Origin of the sequence: Flavobacterium sp., from assembly GCF_039595935.1 — a bacterium.
In the GTDB taxonomy this organism is placed as follows: domain Bacteria; phylum Bacteroidota; class Bacteroidia; order Flavobacteriales; family Flavobacteriaceae; genus Flavobacterium.
In genome coordinates, this window is sequence record NZ_JBCNKR010000006.1 from 1,622,405 (window position 1) to 1,639,776 (window position 17,372).

Here is a 17,372-nt window from a genome sequence, read left to right on the forward strand (position 1 = left end):
TAAAAATAATAAAATGTATTTTTATATCGTCAGTTTTTTTAATAAATTGATTTTTGTAAGTCCTGATTCATGCTGACATTTGCCTCATAATTATAAAACATAAAAAATTATGGAACCGCTAAAATCAAATGAATTAAACAACAATTCAGAATCAAACAACACAAGATTAAATAATGGATATAGTCCTTTAAAGCCGAGCGCCGCTTTCGTAGGCGCATCCTGGATGACCTTAATTATAGGAATGGCTTCTTATTGTATTGGTCTATATAATTCGGGCATGGCTTACAATGAAAAAGGGTATTATTTTACAATTCTCCTTTTCGGACTTTTCTCTGTAATATCGGTACAAAAAAGCGTACGAGACAGATTAGAAGGTATACCTGTAACTGATTTGTATTACAGTATAAGCTGGTTTAGTACTATTGCATCTATAGTATTGTTAATAATTGGTCTTTGGAATGCTGAGTTATTACTGAGTGAAAAAGGATTTTTCGGAATGTCATTTGTATTAGGATTGTTTTCTGCTCTTGCCGTCCAAAAAAACACAAGAGATCTTAAGCAATTTGAATCGGCTAATATATAAGTTTAGCGGGCCTCATTACTGTTACACAATTGTGTCCAGTTTTGAGGTTTTTCTAACTCTTAAAAAATACGGATATGAAATCTAAATACAGATCATTTATTTATATTATAGGTATTATGATGCTTACAGTTAGTGTATTGAACAAAATATACTGGATTTATTTATGTACAAAATACACTGAATTTGAAGAAACTAAAAATGCCTATCTTGATTTATTTTCTAAGTTTATGGCTAATGCTTTTTTCTTAACTATTATGGATATAGTTGTTTCGGGAATAGCAGTAATTATCTTTTTGGAATCTAAAACGACAGGTTATTTGAAAAATGTATCTAAGTGGTTAATGATACTCTCTTCAATTCTTTGTGGCTGGAGCATCTTTTCGTTGATGTAATTCAGTATTCTTTTCGCTTTGTAATGGGCATAATCAGAACAAAAAGCTTCAGAGAAATCTGGAGCTTTTTTTATTAGCTTAAATATTTAAACTTCTAAATCAATTAGTTAAAAAATGTTTAGTGATTGTTTTTTAGCTAAAAAATGAATTTGGACGTTTGAACAAACTTACGGATTTAGATATTTCAGAAATTTGTACCAGATAAAAATGAGGGAAAAAATGGAATCAAAAAAAGATCAAACTCTTTCAAAACCAAAGCTCGTACAAAACTTCTATTTTGAAGATAATGTTGAAAGTGAAGCCTTTGTGTCTGATCACATATTTAGCTATATCATAAGCGGCCGGCACGAGGTATGGATAGGACATAAGAAATATATTTTTACCGCAGGTGATTATCGCTTCTTCAAAAGAAATCAATTGACAAAGTCTGTTAAACACACTGAATCGGATGGATTTAAGTCTGTAGCAGTTCATTTTGACCAAAATACGCTTATGGAAATTTCGGAAAAAATCGACTTCAAATCAGAGCGATTTCATGGAGAAGGTGTTAAGTCTGTTAAAGCCAATAATGTTTTGAAAAAAGCAACAGCAGCACTAAGTGAATATGCTCAAAAAAAAGATATTGATACTGAAACTTTACGAATTAAAATTAAGGAACTCGTTTTAATACTGGCAGATATTGATTCCGAAATTAAGCAAATGCTATTTGAATTTAGTGATCCCGGAAAACTGGATTTAGAAGGATTTATGAATGGTCATTACCGATATAATGTCCCATTAGAAAAATTTGCTTTTCTTACAGGACGCAGTTTATCAGGTTTTAAAAGAGATTTTGCAAGATTATTTAAGATTACTCCAAGCAGATGGCTTACCAAAAAACGACTTTCTGAAGCAAAATATTTAATAGAAAGCTGCAGGCAGCGTCCAAGTGAATTCTATTTAGAAATAGGTTTTACTAATATGTCTCATTTTTCATATGCGTATAAAAAAGAATTTGGTGCATCACCATTACAAAAAAAAAGAATAACTAATTACAGATAAAATGGATTTAAAATTAAAAGGAAAAAGAGCACTAGTAACCGGTTCAAGTTCTGGGCTTGGAGAATCAATAGTAAAAATGCTGGCAAATGAAGGCGCGACTGTTATAGTTCATGGTAGAAATGAAGAACGTGCCAAAGCTATATATGAGGAAATTATTAGCAATGGCGGAATGGCTGAAATAGCGATAGGTGATCTTAGTACAGATAACGGAGCTGATGAGGTTGCTTCTGCAGCGCTTAAAAATGGACAGATCGATATTTTAATTAATAACGCAGGCGCTACATCACATAAATCATGGGGTGAAGCAACAACATCAGATTGGAGTGAAATTTATAATAATAATGTCGTTTCATACGTAAGGATGATTCAGCGTATAGTGCCACAAATGAAAACATTAGGCTGGGGTAGAGTAATTCATATAGGTGGAGGTCTTGGTATACAGCCTATTAAAGAGCAGCCACATTATAACGCGACTCTCGCAGCAAGACACAACCTTTCAATTTCACTTGCGAGATCATTGCAAGAAACCGGAATAACTTCAAATGTAGTATCTCCCGGGGCAATCATAAATCCTATGGTAGAAGACTGGCTTGTAAATGCGGCACCTAAATTTAACTGGGGAACTGATTTAGATGAGATAAAATCTAAGGCTGTACAGCAGTTAATTCCAAATGATACAGGAAGATTTGGAGAACCAGAAGAAATTGCAGGAGCAGTTGCTTATCTGTGCAGTACTTATGCTAATTACATTAGTGGTGCTACTATTAGAGTAGATGGCGGTACGATTAAGTGTATGTAAAAATATTTTTTTAAAGATTTCTATCTCAGTGTGAATTTATAGTAATTTCAGGATAATCCAAAAACAAAGGAAAAGCTTCAGAGAAACCTAAAGCTTTTCCTTTATTATACTAACAGAGTACTTCTTCAACAGCTTTATTTGAGATTTGATAAATCTTTACAATAAATAGCAACTAAACTAATAGGTAAAAAGTTTACAGTAGTAAAAACTCTATCTGATAAATTTATAATGAAAAAATTATATATTTGAGAATAACTATAATGTATATTATCTCATTTAGATGATTTTATAGCATATAAAGCATTATATTTAAAAAACAAGACTTTAAAAAAAACGAAAAGAATACTGAATGAAGAAAATATCAAAAATATTTATTATAACAATCTTAACCATAATTGTATTCTTCATCTGTTCATATTTATATCTTACTAATTTTGGTCAAAAGGGAATTCTTTCAAATGAGCCGAGAAAACCAAAAATTGAAATTCCAATAACATATAACATTGGTTGGTGGGCATATCAAGATGATTTAACAATTGATAGCTTAAAAATTGAAATAATAGAAAGCAAACTTAATTTGTTCAACTCAAGATCATTGATTTCTTATTCAGTTTATGGGAAAATGAAATATGACGGACATTGGGAACCGAAAATAGAAAATGTTCATTTATCTGAAAGAATAGAAAAAGATAGTTTACAAACTCGAATAATTGAAATTACTCCTATTGTCTCAGTAAGTGAAAACGAAAACCAAAACGATGGAATTAAAAAATATAGCTTTAAAAATGAGCATACTATAATTTCAAATGGCTGGGGAAATAACACAATTAAATTTATTTGTGGAAATAAAGAGCAAATAATAAAATTACAACAAAGAAAATAACTGCTAAAATGAAAAAACTCATTTTGTTTGTTTTTTTATGCTCGTATCAAATGTATGGGCAGAATATTGATTTGGAAAAAACTATAAATTTAATAATAGCAGAAATTACACCAAGTAATTTTAAATATATAAATCTTGCAGACGAAAACTTAATTGAAAAAGAATTTGATTATAGCATTCAGAATTATCAAAAAAGAGAAATATTCATTAAAGATTCACTTTTTCCAATTGAATTAATTACGACACCAAAAGTGGAAAAAAAAAGAATAAACTGGAAAACTTTAAAATTGAAAAAATGCAAAATATACTCTGAAAACGATTGTATTAATGTAGTGAGAAATTCAAGATTTTTAATCGAAGTCAAAAACAAATCAGAATATGACAGCATTATAAAACTAAATATTCTAAATACAAATGTTGTAATAATAAATCCTAAATGGGGGAAACATAAAAAAAAATTAGAAATAAGAAAAGCGACTGAAAAAATAAAACATGTAGAAGAAAACACCGAAGATAAATTTTATTTCAGCTTTTCAATTCCTGTTTTTTCTGAAAATAAAAAATACTTCAGAATTACAATTTATAAAGGCAGGGAAAATAACGGAGAAGGCAGCTCAAAGATATTTAAAATTGAAAATGAAACTTTGACAGAAATACTTGAATACAATCGATGGAAAACAGAAACTTCATTCGTAAATTAAAAACCGAATTCGTATATTGTCTGCTAAACAGAATACATTAAAAGAAATCTGGTTTCAAACTTTTTTCAATTCATTTTAATAGAAATAATCTAGTTTATGAAAAAAACAATAATGCTCTTTATTGCAATTTTAGCTTTTACAGCATGTTCAAAACATCAGGATAAAAAGAATGTTGCTATCACTGGAATAGATTCCACATTGCGTCCTGGGAATGATTTTTTTAGATATGTAAATGGCAAATGGTATGATTCTGTATCAATACCGGCATCTCAATCTGGAGTAGGGGCTTATATGTTTATGAATTTTCCGCAACGAATTCGTCTACAGGGAATATTAGACAGTATCTCAAAAAGTAAAAACCCAGAAGGAAGCGTAGCGCAAAAGGTTGGAGATTTTTATGCATCCGGAATGGATACAGTAACCATCGACAAACGCGGTTATACACCAATCAAACCTCTTCTGGCTAAAATTGAAGCAATTAGCGATTTACCGTCATTAATGAACTTTGTAGTTAATGAAGTAAAAGGAGACAATTCTTCTATTATTAGTCTCAATGTATTTACTGATGATAAAAACAGCAGTATGAACATTGCCCAAATCTATCAAACAGGTATTGGTTTGCCAGACAGAGACTATTATTTCAAATCAGATTCGTCAACTGTTGCCATACAGCAAGCATACAAAAAATACCTTACTGCATTATTTCAGCAAACAGGCAGCGATGCCAATGAAGCTAAAAAGAATGCTGATTTGGTTTACAATATTGACAAACAACTCGCAGCTTCGCATAAAACAAAAGTCGAACTGAGAGATGTACACGCAAATTATAATAAAATAGCTGTGACAGATCTTGTAAAAAGACATCCCAACATAAACTGGACAACTTTTTTAAATAATTTAGGAGCCAAAACAGATTCAATTAATGTATGTCAGCCAGCTTATTACGATGCGTTGAATAAGCTTTTAAAATCCATTCCTATTGCTAATTGGAAAATTTATCTGAAAGCAAATTCTTTAGAGAGATATGCCGATTATTTAAGTAAACCTTTTGTTGATGCTTCATTCGAATACACTAAAGTGCTTTCTGGTCAGGCTGTTCAAAAAACACGTGGCGAAAAAATGGCCAATGTTATTGATACTTATTTAGGTGAAGCATTGGGTGAATTGTATGTCAAGAAATACTTTTCAGAAGATGCCAAAAAACGTATGTTAGTTCTAGTAAATAATCTGCAAAAAGCATACGCTAAAAGAATTGATAAATTAGACTGGATGAGTCCGGTTACAAAGCAAAAAGCTAAAGAAAAATTATTCGCCATTACCAAAAAAATAGGATATCCGGATAAATGGAGAGATTACAGCAATGTACATATTTCCAGAAATACCTTTTTTGAAAATATGGTTTCGGCGGCAACAGCTGCGTATCAGTTTCAATTAGCAAAATTGGACAAACCGGTCGACAAATCACAATGGTTTACGACAACTCCAACCGTTACGGCTTATAATAATCCTACTGCAAATGAAATTGTTTTTCCTGCCGGAATTTTACAGCCTCCTTATTTTGACAATAATGCAGATGATGCGCTTAATTATGGTGGTATCGGAATGGTTATAGGTCACGAAATAACGCATACTTTTGATGACCAAGGCGCTCAATATGACAAAGATGGCAATCTGAAAAACTGGTGGACAAAAGAAGACTATGCACAGTTTAAATCAAGAATACAGCAGGTTATCAATATGTACAGTACTTATACTGTTTTAGGCAATCTACATGTAAATGGCGAAATGACTGTTGGCGAAAATACGGCAGATATTGCCGGAATAGCAGTTGCTTATGATGCTTTTAAAATGACCGAACAAGGAAAAGGAAACGAAAAAATCGACGGTTTTACGCCAGATCAGCGTTTCTTTATTTCGATAGCCAAAATATGGAGAGTAAAAATGAAAGACGAATTCCTGCGTTTGTGGATTAATAATAATCCGCATTCGCCGCCAAATTGGCGTGTGAATGGCCCTCTAATGAATACAACGCCATTTTACGATGCATTTAATGTAAAACCTGGAGATAAAATGTTTTTACCAAAGAAAGACAGAATAACTATTTGGTAATAATTTTGCCAAAGACTTCTCATAAAAAATGCGCAATCCCGAAGATTTTCAGGATTGCGCATTTTTTTTGTTTTGTAAAATTTATGAGCCTTCAATTTTATGATTTAAACTAAAAAAAGCTACAGATTTCTCTCAAATATAAAATGTTTCAGTTCATTTAAATAAATGCATTTTTATGAAGGTGTTTAATTTAAATAATTAAAAAAAGTTTCAAAATGGATAAACCGTAAAAATTTAATATTTGAACAAAGTATATTCGTACAAAGCAAATCGTTCCTAAGAAATAGCATTAATTAAATTAAATATTTCCTAAAATGATTTTTCACAAAAAAGAATTGTTTAGAAAAAGAGATTTATTTTCAATTATAAAATATAAAAAAATTCTTGCGCGAGGATAGACAAAAATCCCAAGTGTCTTTAAATGATTGGGATATTAACTAATTTTTTAAAACTTTATATTATGATAAAAAATATTTTAAAACTAGGCGGAGCTGAAGAATTAACAAAAGAAGAACTAAAAGCAGTAAATGGCGGAGTAACAGAAATTTGCGCTAAAGCACTTGCAAGCGGAGAAGCTATTTTAAAAAATGGACAACCATGTCCGCCAGAATATCCGTTAGCAGGTGGAGGATGTTGCTTTTTAGCTTAAGAATTAATTTTACAAAAAAAATATTTATTGTAAGAGCGAGAAAATTTAAGAGATTACGTACCCCATAAAACGTATCTAAATTTTAAACGAAAAGCATAAACCAAAACTCTTACTTTGTTGATTGTATAATGATATACGATCTTCAAAAAATGATTTATATTTTTTAAGAAGAGAGGAATTTATTTCCTCTCTTTTTAATAATAAAATCTCAAATTTATTTACCTATAGCGTACATGATTCCACCAAGCAAATGCTGCGTAAAAAGAGGATCATTGTAACTTTCAGAACTGTGTCCTAAAGCAGTATAAAATGCTCTTCCGCCATCATATTCGTGATACCACGCCAAAGGATGATTATCGCCATGTTTACCACCTTTATACGAAGATTCATCAATTTTTATAAGCACATTTACGTTTGGGTTTAAATATTTAAAATTGTACCATTCATCTTTTCGTTCCCAAATCGCCGGAAGATGTTTTGTAGATGGATGTTCGTGATTCACAATAATAAGTTTAGCATTTTGCGGTTCAGGATGTCCTTCGAAAATTCCGCCGATCATTTCTGTGTACCAAGACCAGTCTGGTTCGCAGTTTGTAGCCGAATGAATACCCATAAAACCATTCCCTTTTTGTATAAATTTTTGCAAAGCCATTTTTTGATTTTCGCCTAAAACATGCCCTGAGGCGCTTAAAAATATAACAGCTTTGTATTGCTTTAAGTTTTTTGAATTAATTGCCAGAGAGTCTTCAGTAGCATCTACCGTAAAATGATTTTCTTCTCCCAGTTTTTTTATCGCTGCGATTCCGGCAGAAATGCTTTCATGTCTGAAACCGTTAGTTTTAGAAAAAATCAGTACTTTTTTGATTTTATAATTTGAGGTTTGTTCTGTGTTTTTTAAGTGGAAAGAAACCAGAAAATAACTTGTCAGTAAAATTAAGCTGAATAAAAATGATTTTTTTATTGAAAACAGATGGTTCATTTTGGAGATGTTTTATTTTGGGAAGATAGAAAAAAATGTTTCTGACGGGTGTATTTTTTATGTTGAAAAATTTTCATTTTTTTTGGATGTGGAAATTTAATCAATCATGTAAAACAAGGAAAATATTAGCAAAAGCAGGAAGGTTTTTATTATATATTTGCCAGCGATTAATATTTTATTTGTAAAATAATACTAATTCAACTTTTTTTACTCAATCAATTTAATTATGAAATTTAAATTTTATTTAACGTTTACTATTTTAACAATTCTTCAATTAACATTGTCAAATTGTGCAAGTGATGATAACCAAGGGGATACTACAGTACAACCAAAACCAGATCCGGCAGTAGAACCAAAACCAGATACGGAACACACGCTGGATCTTTCATATAAAAAAGTTATAAATGGTAAAGAAATAACACAGCTGATCAAAACAAATGATAATGGATTTATTGGTATTGTTTTCTCTGAAGATTATGAGGTAATTAAATTTGATTCTGAATTTAATATTGTCTGGGATAAAACTTATGGTGGAAGTAAAAATGATTATGCACAGTCAATCCTTCAGGATAAAGATGGTAATTTTTTTGTAATAGGACACTCTGAGTCATCAGATGGAGATGTAACAAACAATTTTGGGAACTTTGATATTTGGCTTTGCAAAATTGATGGCAGCGGTAACCTGCTATGGCAAAAAAATTATGGAGGATCTGGATACGAAGGTATTAATAAAGATCATGCAATGATACAAACAAGTGAAGGTGGATTTATGTTTGTAGGTTATTCTAGCTCTAAAGACCATGATATTACAAATAACCAAGGGGGCATGGACGCTTGGCTAGTAAAAATAAGCGCAATCGGTGTTATTGAAAATCAAAAAAATATCGGCGGAAGCATAGATGATTACGGAATTAAACTAATTAAGGTTAAAAACAATTACGTCATGTCTGTTGGTGCTCAATCAACCGATAAAGATTTTACAGGAAAAGGACAATGGATTTTTGGATTTAGTGAGATTGGAAATTTTATTTGGAAGAAACAACTAAACGATCTGAACGGAGGTACATTGGGATCAACTGAAAGTGGAGACGTTTTAGTAGCAAATAGCAATTTTACAAATTTAAGTTTATACAAATTAGATATTAATACCGGAAATATCAAACAGCAAAAAAGTATTACATTGAATGATCCAAAGAAAAAACAGCCTTCTGCAAATAGAATTATCGAATCTAAAGATAACGGAATAATTGTAATTGGAGATTTAGGATATGGAAATGATGAAGATGCTATGTTATTTAGAGTAGATTCTAATTTTAACTCTGTTGTTTCTAAGTTTACGATTGGTAATGATTACGATAAATCAGCTTCTATAATTCCAGTTGGAAATGATACTTATGTATATCAAATAATTACTCAATCAACAGATTTAGAGTTAAAAAATGATCAAAGTATCGCTTCAATGATTCTTTCTTTAAAAGAAAATTAGAACACATAATAGTGTTTTTGGTTTGTTGTTAAAAAAGTGATATAACTCACAATCGGCAAGTAATTGAAGAAAAGTTGCTTAATTCTGAAATCTTTCAGGATTGAGCAACTTTTTATATTATTCGAAAACTTAGAGGAGCGGGGATTTAAAGATAGTTAAACAAAAAAAGCTCCAGATTTCTCTGAAGCTTTACTTAGTAGCGGGAACAGGACTCGAACCTGTGACCTTCGGGTTATGAGCCCGACGAGCTGCCTACTGCTCTATCCCGCGATGTTTCGGGTGCAAAGATACGCCGATTTTTGAGAATTCCAACGAAAATTTAAAAAAAAGTTTTATTTTCCGTATTAACTTGATATGACTACCTTTGCAAAATAAATATTACGCAAATGTCACATAAAGCAGGTTTTGTAAACATCATCGGAAATCCAAATGTTGGAAAATCGACACTAATGAACGCCTTTGTTGGAGAAAGATTATCAATCATTACTTCAAAAGCGCAAACAACACGTCATAGAATCTTAGGAATCGTAAATGGCGATGATTTCCAACTGGTACTTTCAGACACTCCCGGGATTATAAAACCGGCATACGAAATGCAGGAGTCGATGATGAACTTCGTAAAATCGGCTTTTGAAGATGCTGATATTTTAATCTACATGGTCGAAATAGGAGAGCAGAACTTAAAAGACGAAGATTTCTTCAAGAAAATCTTTTACGCTAAAATTCCCGTTCTGTTATTACTAAACAAAATCGACAACTCAAATCAGGAACAATTAGAAGAGCAGGTTGCTTTTTGGAAAGAAAAAGTACCAAATGCAGAAATTTTCCCAATTTCGGCACTTCAAAATTTTAATGTTCCCGAAGTTTTTGACAGAATTATTCAATTGCTGCCAGAATCTCCGGCTTATTATCCTAAAGATCAATTAACAGATAAACCGGAACGTTTCTTTGTAAATGAAACCATTCGTGAAAAAATCCTTTTAAATTACGCCAAAGAAATTCCATACGCAGTAGAAATTGTAACAGAAGAATTTATAGAAACAGATGATATTATCAGAATCCGTTCTGTAATTATGGTAGAACGCGATACTCAAAAAGGGATTATCATCGGACATAAAGGCGCTGCTCTTAAAAAAGTAGGAACAGATGCACGTGCCGATTTAGAGAAATTCTTCGGAAAACAAATTCACATCGAACTGTATGTAAAAGTGAATAAAAATTGGAGAAGCAACGCCAATATGCTGAAACGATTCGGTTACAATCAGTAATATGTTTTGGGCGTGTCCCTCCGGATTGGGTTATTCGTTTCAAGTCCTCGCAATTCCTTCGTCAGGCTGTGGTCTTTACATCTATCCCTCACGCAGACAGACTAAAATGAAAATTGATTTTTAAAAGAGAATAAATGAAATTTAAAAAACTTGCTTTCATCATACTTTCAGTTTTAGTTTTGAGTTATGCGGGATTAAAAGTAGTAAAGAAAATAAATCTAAATTCAGATTATAAAATAGGACAGCCAATAGATAATTTTAATGGAGTGAATGTCTATTATAATGGAGGAGTTGATCATGTTTCAGGAAGAAATGTTACAAAAGATAATTACAATTTAGGGCTCAAATATCAATGTGTTGAATTTGTAAAACGATATTATTATGAGCATTACAATCATAAAATGCCAGATGCTTATGGTCACGCAAAAGATTTTTTTAATCCTGAAATCAAAGACGGCGAATGGAATTCCAAACGAGGTTTGGTTCAATTTACAAATCCAAGTGAAAAGAAGCCTGAAGTTGGCGATTTAGTGATATTCTCAGGTTCACTATTTAATAGATTTGGGCATGTTGCCATAATTTCTAAAGTTTCCGAAAATGAAATCGAGATTATTCAGCAAAATCCCGGACCTTTTAGCAGTTCCAGAGAAACAATTGCTTTTAAATTTCAAAATGAAAGTTATAAAGTGGATAATGAAAGACTATTAGGCTGGTTAAGAAAAGAGAAATAGTAAAATAAAATGTTCTTGAAACTAAATAAAAGTAGAAAACCTTTTGCGACGCTTCTTTAGAACATACAAGATTACTTCGTCAGTTCGTTGGCGCTCGTGTGAAAAAAATAAAAAGCTTAGGTACTTAGTCCCGATAATTATCGGGATAGCAATTAGCAACTTTTTTTAACTACCTTTGCAAAAAATTTAAATAAGGCATTTTGGATTTATAATTTATTGTGATTTAGTCAAAAACGAAATCTAAAAGTTGAAATCCAGAATCTAAAATTCAAAAAAAATGAATAACATTGTTGCGATAGTAGGAAGACCTAATGTAGGGAAATCAACCCTTTTCAATAGGCTGATACAAAGAAGAGAAGCTATTGTAGATTCAGTATCTGGGGTTACCCGTGATAGAAACTATGGTAAAAGCGAGTGGAACGGAAAAGAGTTTTCCGTCATTGATACCGGAGGATACGTGCGCGGATCCGATGATATATTCGAAGGAGAAATCCGTAAACAGGTAGAACTTGCTATCGACGAAGCCGATGTTATTATTTTTGTTGTAGATGTTGAAGAAGGTATTACACCAATGGATGAAACGGTTGCAAAATTACTTCGTAAAGTAACAAAACCAGTTTTGTTGGCTGTAAATAAGGTAGACAACGCAATGCGCGAAAAAGACGCTGTAGAGTTTTATAATCTTGGTTTAGGAGATTATTATACTTTCGCCAGTATTTCAGGAAGTGGAACGGGAGATTTATTAGACGCTTTAATTGAAGCATTTCCTGAAAAACCAGAACCAGTACAAGTTGCAGAAGAATTACCTCGTTTTGCAGTTGTAGGTCGCCCGAATGCTGGAAAATCGAGTTTTATCAATGCACTTATTGGTCAGGATCGTTACATTGTAACCGATATTGCAGGAACTACTCGTGATGCCATTGATACTAAATTTGACCGTTTTGGTTTCGAATTTAATCTGGTTGATACTGCCGGAATCCGTCGTAAAGCAAAAGTTAAAGAAGATTTAGAGTTTTATTCTGTAATGCGTTCTGTAAGAGCGATTGAGCATGCAGATGTTTGTATATTGGTAATCGATGCCACTCGTGGTTTTGAAGGCCAGGATCAAAGTATTTTTTGGCTTGCAGAGAAAAACCGTAAAGGTGTAGTGATCTTAGTAAACAAATGGGATTTAGTAGAAAAAGATACTATGTCGAGCCGTGATTACGAAGAAAAAATCCGTAAAGAATTAATGCCATTTACAGATGTGCCAATTTTATTCGTTTCGGCTTTAACTAAACAGCGTTTATTAAAAGCATTAGAAGCAACTGTTCAGGTTTTTGAAAGCAGAAAACAAAGAATTCCGACTTCAAAATTCAATGAATATATGCTAAAAGTTATCGAAGCATATCCGCCGCCGGCAATGAAAGGTAAATATGTAAAAATTAAATATTGCATGCAGCTGCCAACTCAAACGCCTCAGTTTGTTTTCTTTGCCAATCTTCCGCAATACGTAAAAGAACCGTACAAGAGATATCTGGAAAATAAAATTCGTGACAATTGGGATTTCTCAGGAGTTCCAATCGATATTTATATCAGAGAAAAATAAGACAAAAGTCCTCAGAAATGGGGACTTTTTTTATAAGTAAAATTTTTAATGGCATGTTATTTGAATAAATGTAAAAAATACAATTAAACCTTTTTGGTTTTTTGTAGTCTAACCATCTAACTAACCAAATTTTTATGACCAGAATTTATTCATTTTTATCGTTTTTCTTCCTTTTTTTATTGAGTGCCAACGCTCAAAACGACATAACCCTGCTCGGAACTATTGTCGATGTTAATACCCAATTGCCTTTAGAAATGGCAACCGTTTATTTTACTACTGTAAAAGATTCTACCGTAATTGAATATGCTACTACAGATAAAAACGGTGCTTTTAGAATGGATATTAAAAAATATGAAAAACCAGTTTTCCTCAAGGTAAGTTATATGGGATATCAAACTTATTTTGAAGAATATAAAGCACTTACAGAAAGTAAAGATTTCGGCAAAATATATTTATTAGAAAATGTCAATGCGCTTAATGATGTTGTAATCAAGTCAGAAGCTGCCCCCATAACCATAAAAAAAGATACTTTAGAATTTAATGCAGCTTCGTATAAAGTCCGTCCGGATTCTAATGTAGAAACTCTTTTGAAACAATTACCCGGATTTGATGTCGACAACGACGGAAAAATTACGGTAAACGGGCGAGAGGTTAATCAGGTTTTGGTAAATGGTAAAACCTTTTTTGATAAAGATGGAGCAATTGCCATCAAAAATTTACCAGCCGATATTATCAAAAAAATACAAGTTTCTGATTTTAAAACTAAAAAAGAAGAACTGGCGAAACAAGAATCGACTTCAGATTTTTCGAGTATTAATATTACCATCGACGAAAAGAAAAACAAAGGGTATTTTGGTAAAGTAATGGGGGGTTATGGAACCGATGATCGTTATGAAGCCAATGTAAACCTGAATTATTTTAATAATAAACAAAAAATAAGTCTGCTGGCTTCTTCAAACAATATTAATTCAACTGGATTTTCGATGGATGATGTTTTTGATAATATGTCAGGAGGAAGAAATAGCAGTGGGAGAGGCGGGAATTCTGGATCGGGCAGCAGCGGAAAAGGAATTACGCAGTCGAATTTAGTTGGTGTAAACTATTCGGATGACTGGACAAAAGATTTGCTTGCAATGGGAAGTTATAATTTCTCAAATACCATTAACAACAACGACAGCAAGTCAAATCAGCTTAGCTTTTTGCCAACTGGAAATATTGTTACCGAAGCAGAATCTAAAACCAGAAATGAAAGCACTGGAAACAACGTTAATTTTGAGTTAGAATACAGAATTGATCCTACAATGCGAATTGTAGTCGCACCAAAATTAAATCAGTCCAGAACAAACAGCAATTCGACTTCATCAAGTTTTTCTGAAGATGAAAACGGAAACGCTTTAAACGAAAGTACAGCAAAATCGTATTCTGAAAGTGATAATTTTAATTTTGGAAACACAATTAACTTCAATAAAACTTTTAAAAAGAAATCCAGAAATTTAAGTTTCGTTTTTACCAATAATAACACAAGCAGTGATTCAAATGGTTTAAATGTGTCTGAAACCATTTTTTATCAGGATAATAAACCAAACGACGAAAGAAATCAAACAACAAAAAAGAAAAACACGAGCGATTCTTATTCTGCAGATATTGAATATACAGAACCGATAACCGATTCACTTCGAGTGAGATTTGGATCTGATTTTGACTGGAATAGCTCGGTGAACGATGAAAAAACGTTTAATTTCGACCCGGCTACACAAGAATATTCTGATTTGAATTTATCTTTAACAAATTATACAAGTTCGGTACAAAACTCGGTTACGCCAAAAGTTGGAGTTACACTTCAAAAAAACAAGTTTACGCTTAATTTAGACAGCAGAACTTCAATCGTAAATTTTGAGAATCATTCATTGTATCTCAATAATGCAACAGATTTAAACAAAAAATATGCATTGCCATTTGCAACAGCAATATTAAGATATAAGTTCAGTCGTTCTAAAAATTTATCATTTAAGTACGATTATTCTAATGCTCTGCCTTCGGCAACACAGTTAATGCCTGTGGTAAATCTTAATAATCCGCTGAATACAATTGTGGGAAATCCTGATTTACATCCGGTTGAAAAAAACAGCATTAATTTTAATTTCAAAAATTATGATTTTCGTTCACGTTCCGGTTACAGTGTATATTTAAAAGGAGATTATTATGATAATGATATTGTATCGACTTCTATTTATGACGACAGCGGAAAAAGAACAACAACGTATGTAAACATTTCAGGAGTTTATAATGCTTCTATTGGAGCAAACTGGAACCAATCGATAAAATCCGGCGCGCATACTTTGCGTTACGGTTTAGGTTTAAATGCCGGTTATACTTTTGATAAGGGATTTACAAATGCGGTTTTGTATAATGCAAAATCAACATCGATAAGTCCAAAAGTATATTTGTCTTACGATTATGGAGAAATTTTGACAATTGCGCCGTCATATAATTTATCATACAACCAATCCAAATATGAAAACTATTCGAGAGATGCGACTTCAAATGTTGTACATCGAATCAATTTGCAGACTACAACGTACTGGCCGGAAAATTTAATTTTCGGAAATGACTTTGGATATACCTATAATTGTAATATTTCTGGCGATTTTAAAAAGGATTTTTATCTGTGGAATACAAGTATTTCATATGGATTTTTAGATAAAAAACTATATGCAAAAGTGAAAGTTTATGACGTGTTAAACCAGAATTTAAGTGCCACCAGAACTATTTCGGCAACCGCAATTCGCGATGAAGAAAATACGGTTTTACGACGTTATGTAATGTTTTCGCTAGCTTATAAAATTGGAAACTTTACAGGATCTGAAAAAGGAGGAAAGAGAAGACCGAGAGAATAGTTTTTTTAAGGTTCAGAGGGCAAAGGGACAAAGAGACAAAGAGACAAAGAGACAAAGGTTCAAAGAAATAGAAAAAAAACCTAGATCAAATTTTTAATTTGATCTAGGTTTTTTTTCTAAAATCTAAAATCTAAAATCTAAAATCTAAAATCTAAAATCTAAAATCTAAAATCTAAAATCTAAAATCTAAAATCTAAAATCTAAAATCTAAAATCTAAAATCTAAAATCTAAAATCTAAAATCTAAAATCTAAAATCTAAAATCTAAAATCTAAAATCTAAAATCTAAAATCTAAAATCTAAAATCTAAAATCTAAAATCTAAAATCTAAAATCTAAAATCTAAAATCTAAAATCAAATCTTACGATCAATTCTATGATAAAAAGTAAAACGAATAATATCGCGATCATAAAAATCTACACCACTTGTACGTCTTTGAAAACTTTTTAGATATCCTAATTCTAGTCCGATATTAGGATTTATATGATATCGAAGTGCCATATAAAGGCGATTTTGATCGAAAGTGTTTCGTTTATTGTCTTTTCCAAAGTTGAACATGACTTCATCAGAAATAGTTCCTTTTAGGCTTCTTTTGTCTTTTTTCCAAAGATCAAAAGTAGATTGTAATCTATAACGAAATCGGTAAGCAAAAGAAAAATCATCAAGTAATTCCGTTTTGGTTGCTTTTTGAATAAAACGCTCTTCCAGCTGAAAACGATTATGGAAAGTGATTTTTGCAATATCATTTATGAGTGTAACATCTTGCTGGATACGATATTCTGGAACCGAAAAATCAGGATCATTATTAGGATCTTGCGTATTGACATTAAAGTAAGCAAAACCTCCGCCCAAATCGACCATTTTTGTTGCCCGATATCGACCTTGAGCTCTTATTACAAATAAATTTTGGTGAACAGGGTTTACAAAACTTCGGTTGTCAAATTCAGAATGAATAGCCCATTTTTCAGTTAAAGGAAAGATATTATAATAACGAATCCAGGTCAGCGTTTGCTGATCCGTTTTCTTTTGTGCCGATAAAAACGGACTTACTAATCCTAAAACAATTACTAATTTGAAAATATTCATTCAACCATTAAATTCAGGCAGCGAATATATGCAAACAAGAATTGATTTGCAGAAGAATAAAATCTGTTTTAAATATTAATTTGTGATTTGATTTTAATCAAAAAAAAAAACGAGACACGTATAAAACGCATCCCGTTAATTTAGTTTTTAGTTTTAATTTTTAATTCTCAATTTTTAATTG

At 31.8% G+C, this 17,372-nt stretch carries 15 protein-coding genes and 1 tRNA gene; 13 read left to right on the forward strand and 3 right to left on the reverse strand.

What is annotated here, in order from left to right; all coding sequences use genetic code 11:
- Positions 1 to 109: 109 nt before the first annotated feature.
- From yiaA to ABDW27_RS16850, 8 genes are all read left to right on the forward strand, one after another.
- On the forward strand, positions 110 to 583 hold the full coding sequence (gene yiaA, locus ABDW27_RS16815; protein WP_343696945.1) for an inner membrane protein YiaA: 474 nt from the start codon (positions 110 to 112) through the stop codon (positions 581 to 583).
- Positions 584 to 657: 74 nt separating this feature from the next.
- Positions 658 to 975 carry a hypothetical protein gene (locus ABDW27_RS16820; protein ID WP_343696946.1) on the forward strand — a complete coding sequence of 106 codons (318 nt, stop codon included), beginning with the start codon at positions 658 to 660 and terminating at the stop codon, positions 973 to 975.
- Positions 976 to 1,194: 219 nt separating this feature from the next.
- Positions 1,195 to 2,016: an AraC family transcriptional regulator gene (locus ABDW27_RS16825; protein ID WP_343696947.1), complete on the forward strand. Its 822-nt coding sequence runs from the start codon at positions 1,195 to 1,197 to the stop codon at positions 2,014 to 2,016.
- Between the two features lies 1 nt (position 2,017).
- On the forward strand, positions 2,018 to 2,815 hold the full coding sequence (locus ABDW27_RS16830; protein ID WP_343696948.1) for an SDR family NAD(P)-dependent oxidoreductase: 798 nt from the start codon (positions 2,018 to 2,020) through the stop codon (positions 2,813 to 2,815).
- 349 nt (positions 2,816 to 3,164) lie between these two features.
- The gene (locus ABDW27_RS16835) at positions 3,165 to 3,698 is read left to right on the forward strand and encodes a hypothetical protein (RefSeq protein ID WP_343696949.1); all 534 of its coding nucleotides are present in this window, start codon (positions 3,165 to 3,167) and stop codon (positions 3,696 to 3,698) included.
- Between the two features lie 8 nt (positions 3,699 to 3,706).
- Positions 3,707 to 4,399 (forward strand): hypothetical protein, encoded by a 693-nt coding sequence (locus ABDW27_RS16840; RefSeq protein WP_343696950.1) that lies wholly within the window; start codon positions 3,707 to 3,709, stop codon positions 4,397 to 4,399.
- Positions 4,400 to 4,495: 96 nt separating this feature from the next.
- A complete protein-coding gene (locus ABDW27_RS16845; RefSeq protein WP_343696951.1) occupies positions 4,496 to 6,508 on the forward strand; it encodes a M13 family metallopeptidase in 2,013 nt (670 codons plus the stop codon).
- A gap of 460 nt (positions 6,509 to 6,968) precedes the next feature.
- Positions 6,969 to 7,157: a class IIb bacteriocin, lactobin A/cerein 7B family gene (locus ABDW27_RS16850; RefSeq protein ID WP_343696952.1), complete on the forward strand. Its 189-nt coding sequence runs from the start codon at positions 6,969 to 6,971 to the stop codon at positions 7,155 to 7,157.
- A 214-nt stretch (positions 7,158 to 7,371) separates the two neighbouring features.
- Here ABDW27_RS16850 and ABDW27_RS16855 read toward each other — a convergent pair whose 3' ends face one another.
- The gene (locus ABDW27_RS16855; RefSeq protein ID WP_343696953.1) at positions 7,372 to 8,136 is read right to left on the reverse strand and encodes a ThuA domain-containing protein; all 765 of its coding nucleotides are present in this window, start codon (positions 8,134 to 8,136) and stop codon (positions 7,372 to 7,374) included.
- A gap of 226 nt (positions 8,137 to 8,362) precedes the next feature.
- Here ABDW27_RS16855 and ABDW27_RS16860 point away from each other — a divergent pair, with 226 nt between their 5' ends.
- The gene (locus tag ABDW27_RS16860; RefSeq protein WP_343696954.1) at positions 8,363 to 9,622 is read left to right on the forward strand and encodes a hypothetical protein; all 1,260 of its coding nucleotides are present in this window, start codon (positions 8,363 to 8,365) and stop codon (positions 9,620 to 9,622) included.
- A 197-nt stretch (positions 9,623 to 9,819) separates the two neighbouring features.
- On the opposite strand, the gene ABDW27_RS16865 is transcribed toward ABDW27_RS16860, so the two are convergent.
- Positions 9,820 to 9,892 (reverse strand) — tRNA-Met (locus ABDW27_RS16865).
- A gap of 116 nt (positions 9,893 to 10,008) precedes the next feature.
- Between ABDW27_RS16865 and era the strand changes: the two genes are divergently transcribed.
- The 4 genes from era to ABDW27_RS16885 all read left to right on the forward strand — a co-directional run bounded on the left by era (position 10,009) and on the right by ABDW27_RS16885 (position 16,106).
- Complete coding sequence (era, locus tag ABDW27_RS16870; protein WP_343696955.1) at positions 10,009 to 10,890, forward strand: GTPase Era; 882 nt, start codon at positions 10,009 to 10,011, stop codon at positions 10,888 to 10,890.
- Between the two features lie 134 nt (positions 10,891 to 11,024).
- Positions 11,025 to 11,621 (forward strand): CHAP domain-containing protein, encoded by a 597-nt coding sequence (locus tag ABDW27_RS16875; protein WP_343696956.1) that lies wholly within the window; start codon positions 11,025 to 11,027, stop codon positions 11,619 to 11,621.
- Between the two features lie 277 nt (positions 11,622 to 11,898).
- Positions 11,899 to 13,209, forward strand: coding sequence for a ribosome biogenesis GTPase Der (gene der, locus ABDW27_RS16880; RefSeq protein WP_343696957.1), 1,311 nt, complete (start codon positions 11,899 to 11,901; stop codon positions 13,207 to 13,209).
- 134 nt (positions 13,210 to 13,343) lie between these two features.
- A complete protein-coding gene (locus tag ABDW27_RS16885; protein ID WP_343696958.1) occupies positions 13,344 to 16,106 on the forward strand; it encodes an outer membrane beta-barrel protein in 2,763 nt (920 codons plus the stop codon).
- 353 nt (positions 16,107 to 16,459) lie between these two features.
- On the opposite strand, the gene ABDW27_RS16890 is transcribed toward ABDW27_RS16885, so the two are convergent.
- Positions 16,460 to 17,191, reverse strand: coding sequence for a DUF2490 domain-containing protein (locus ABDW27_RS16890; RefSeq protein WP_343696959.1), 732 nt, complete (start codon positions 17,189 to 17,191; stop codon positions 16,460 to 16,462).
- Between the last annotated feature and the right edge of the window lie 181 nt (positions 17,192 to 17,372).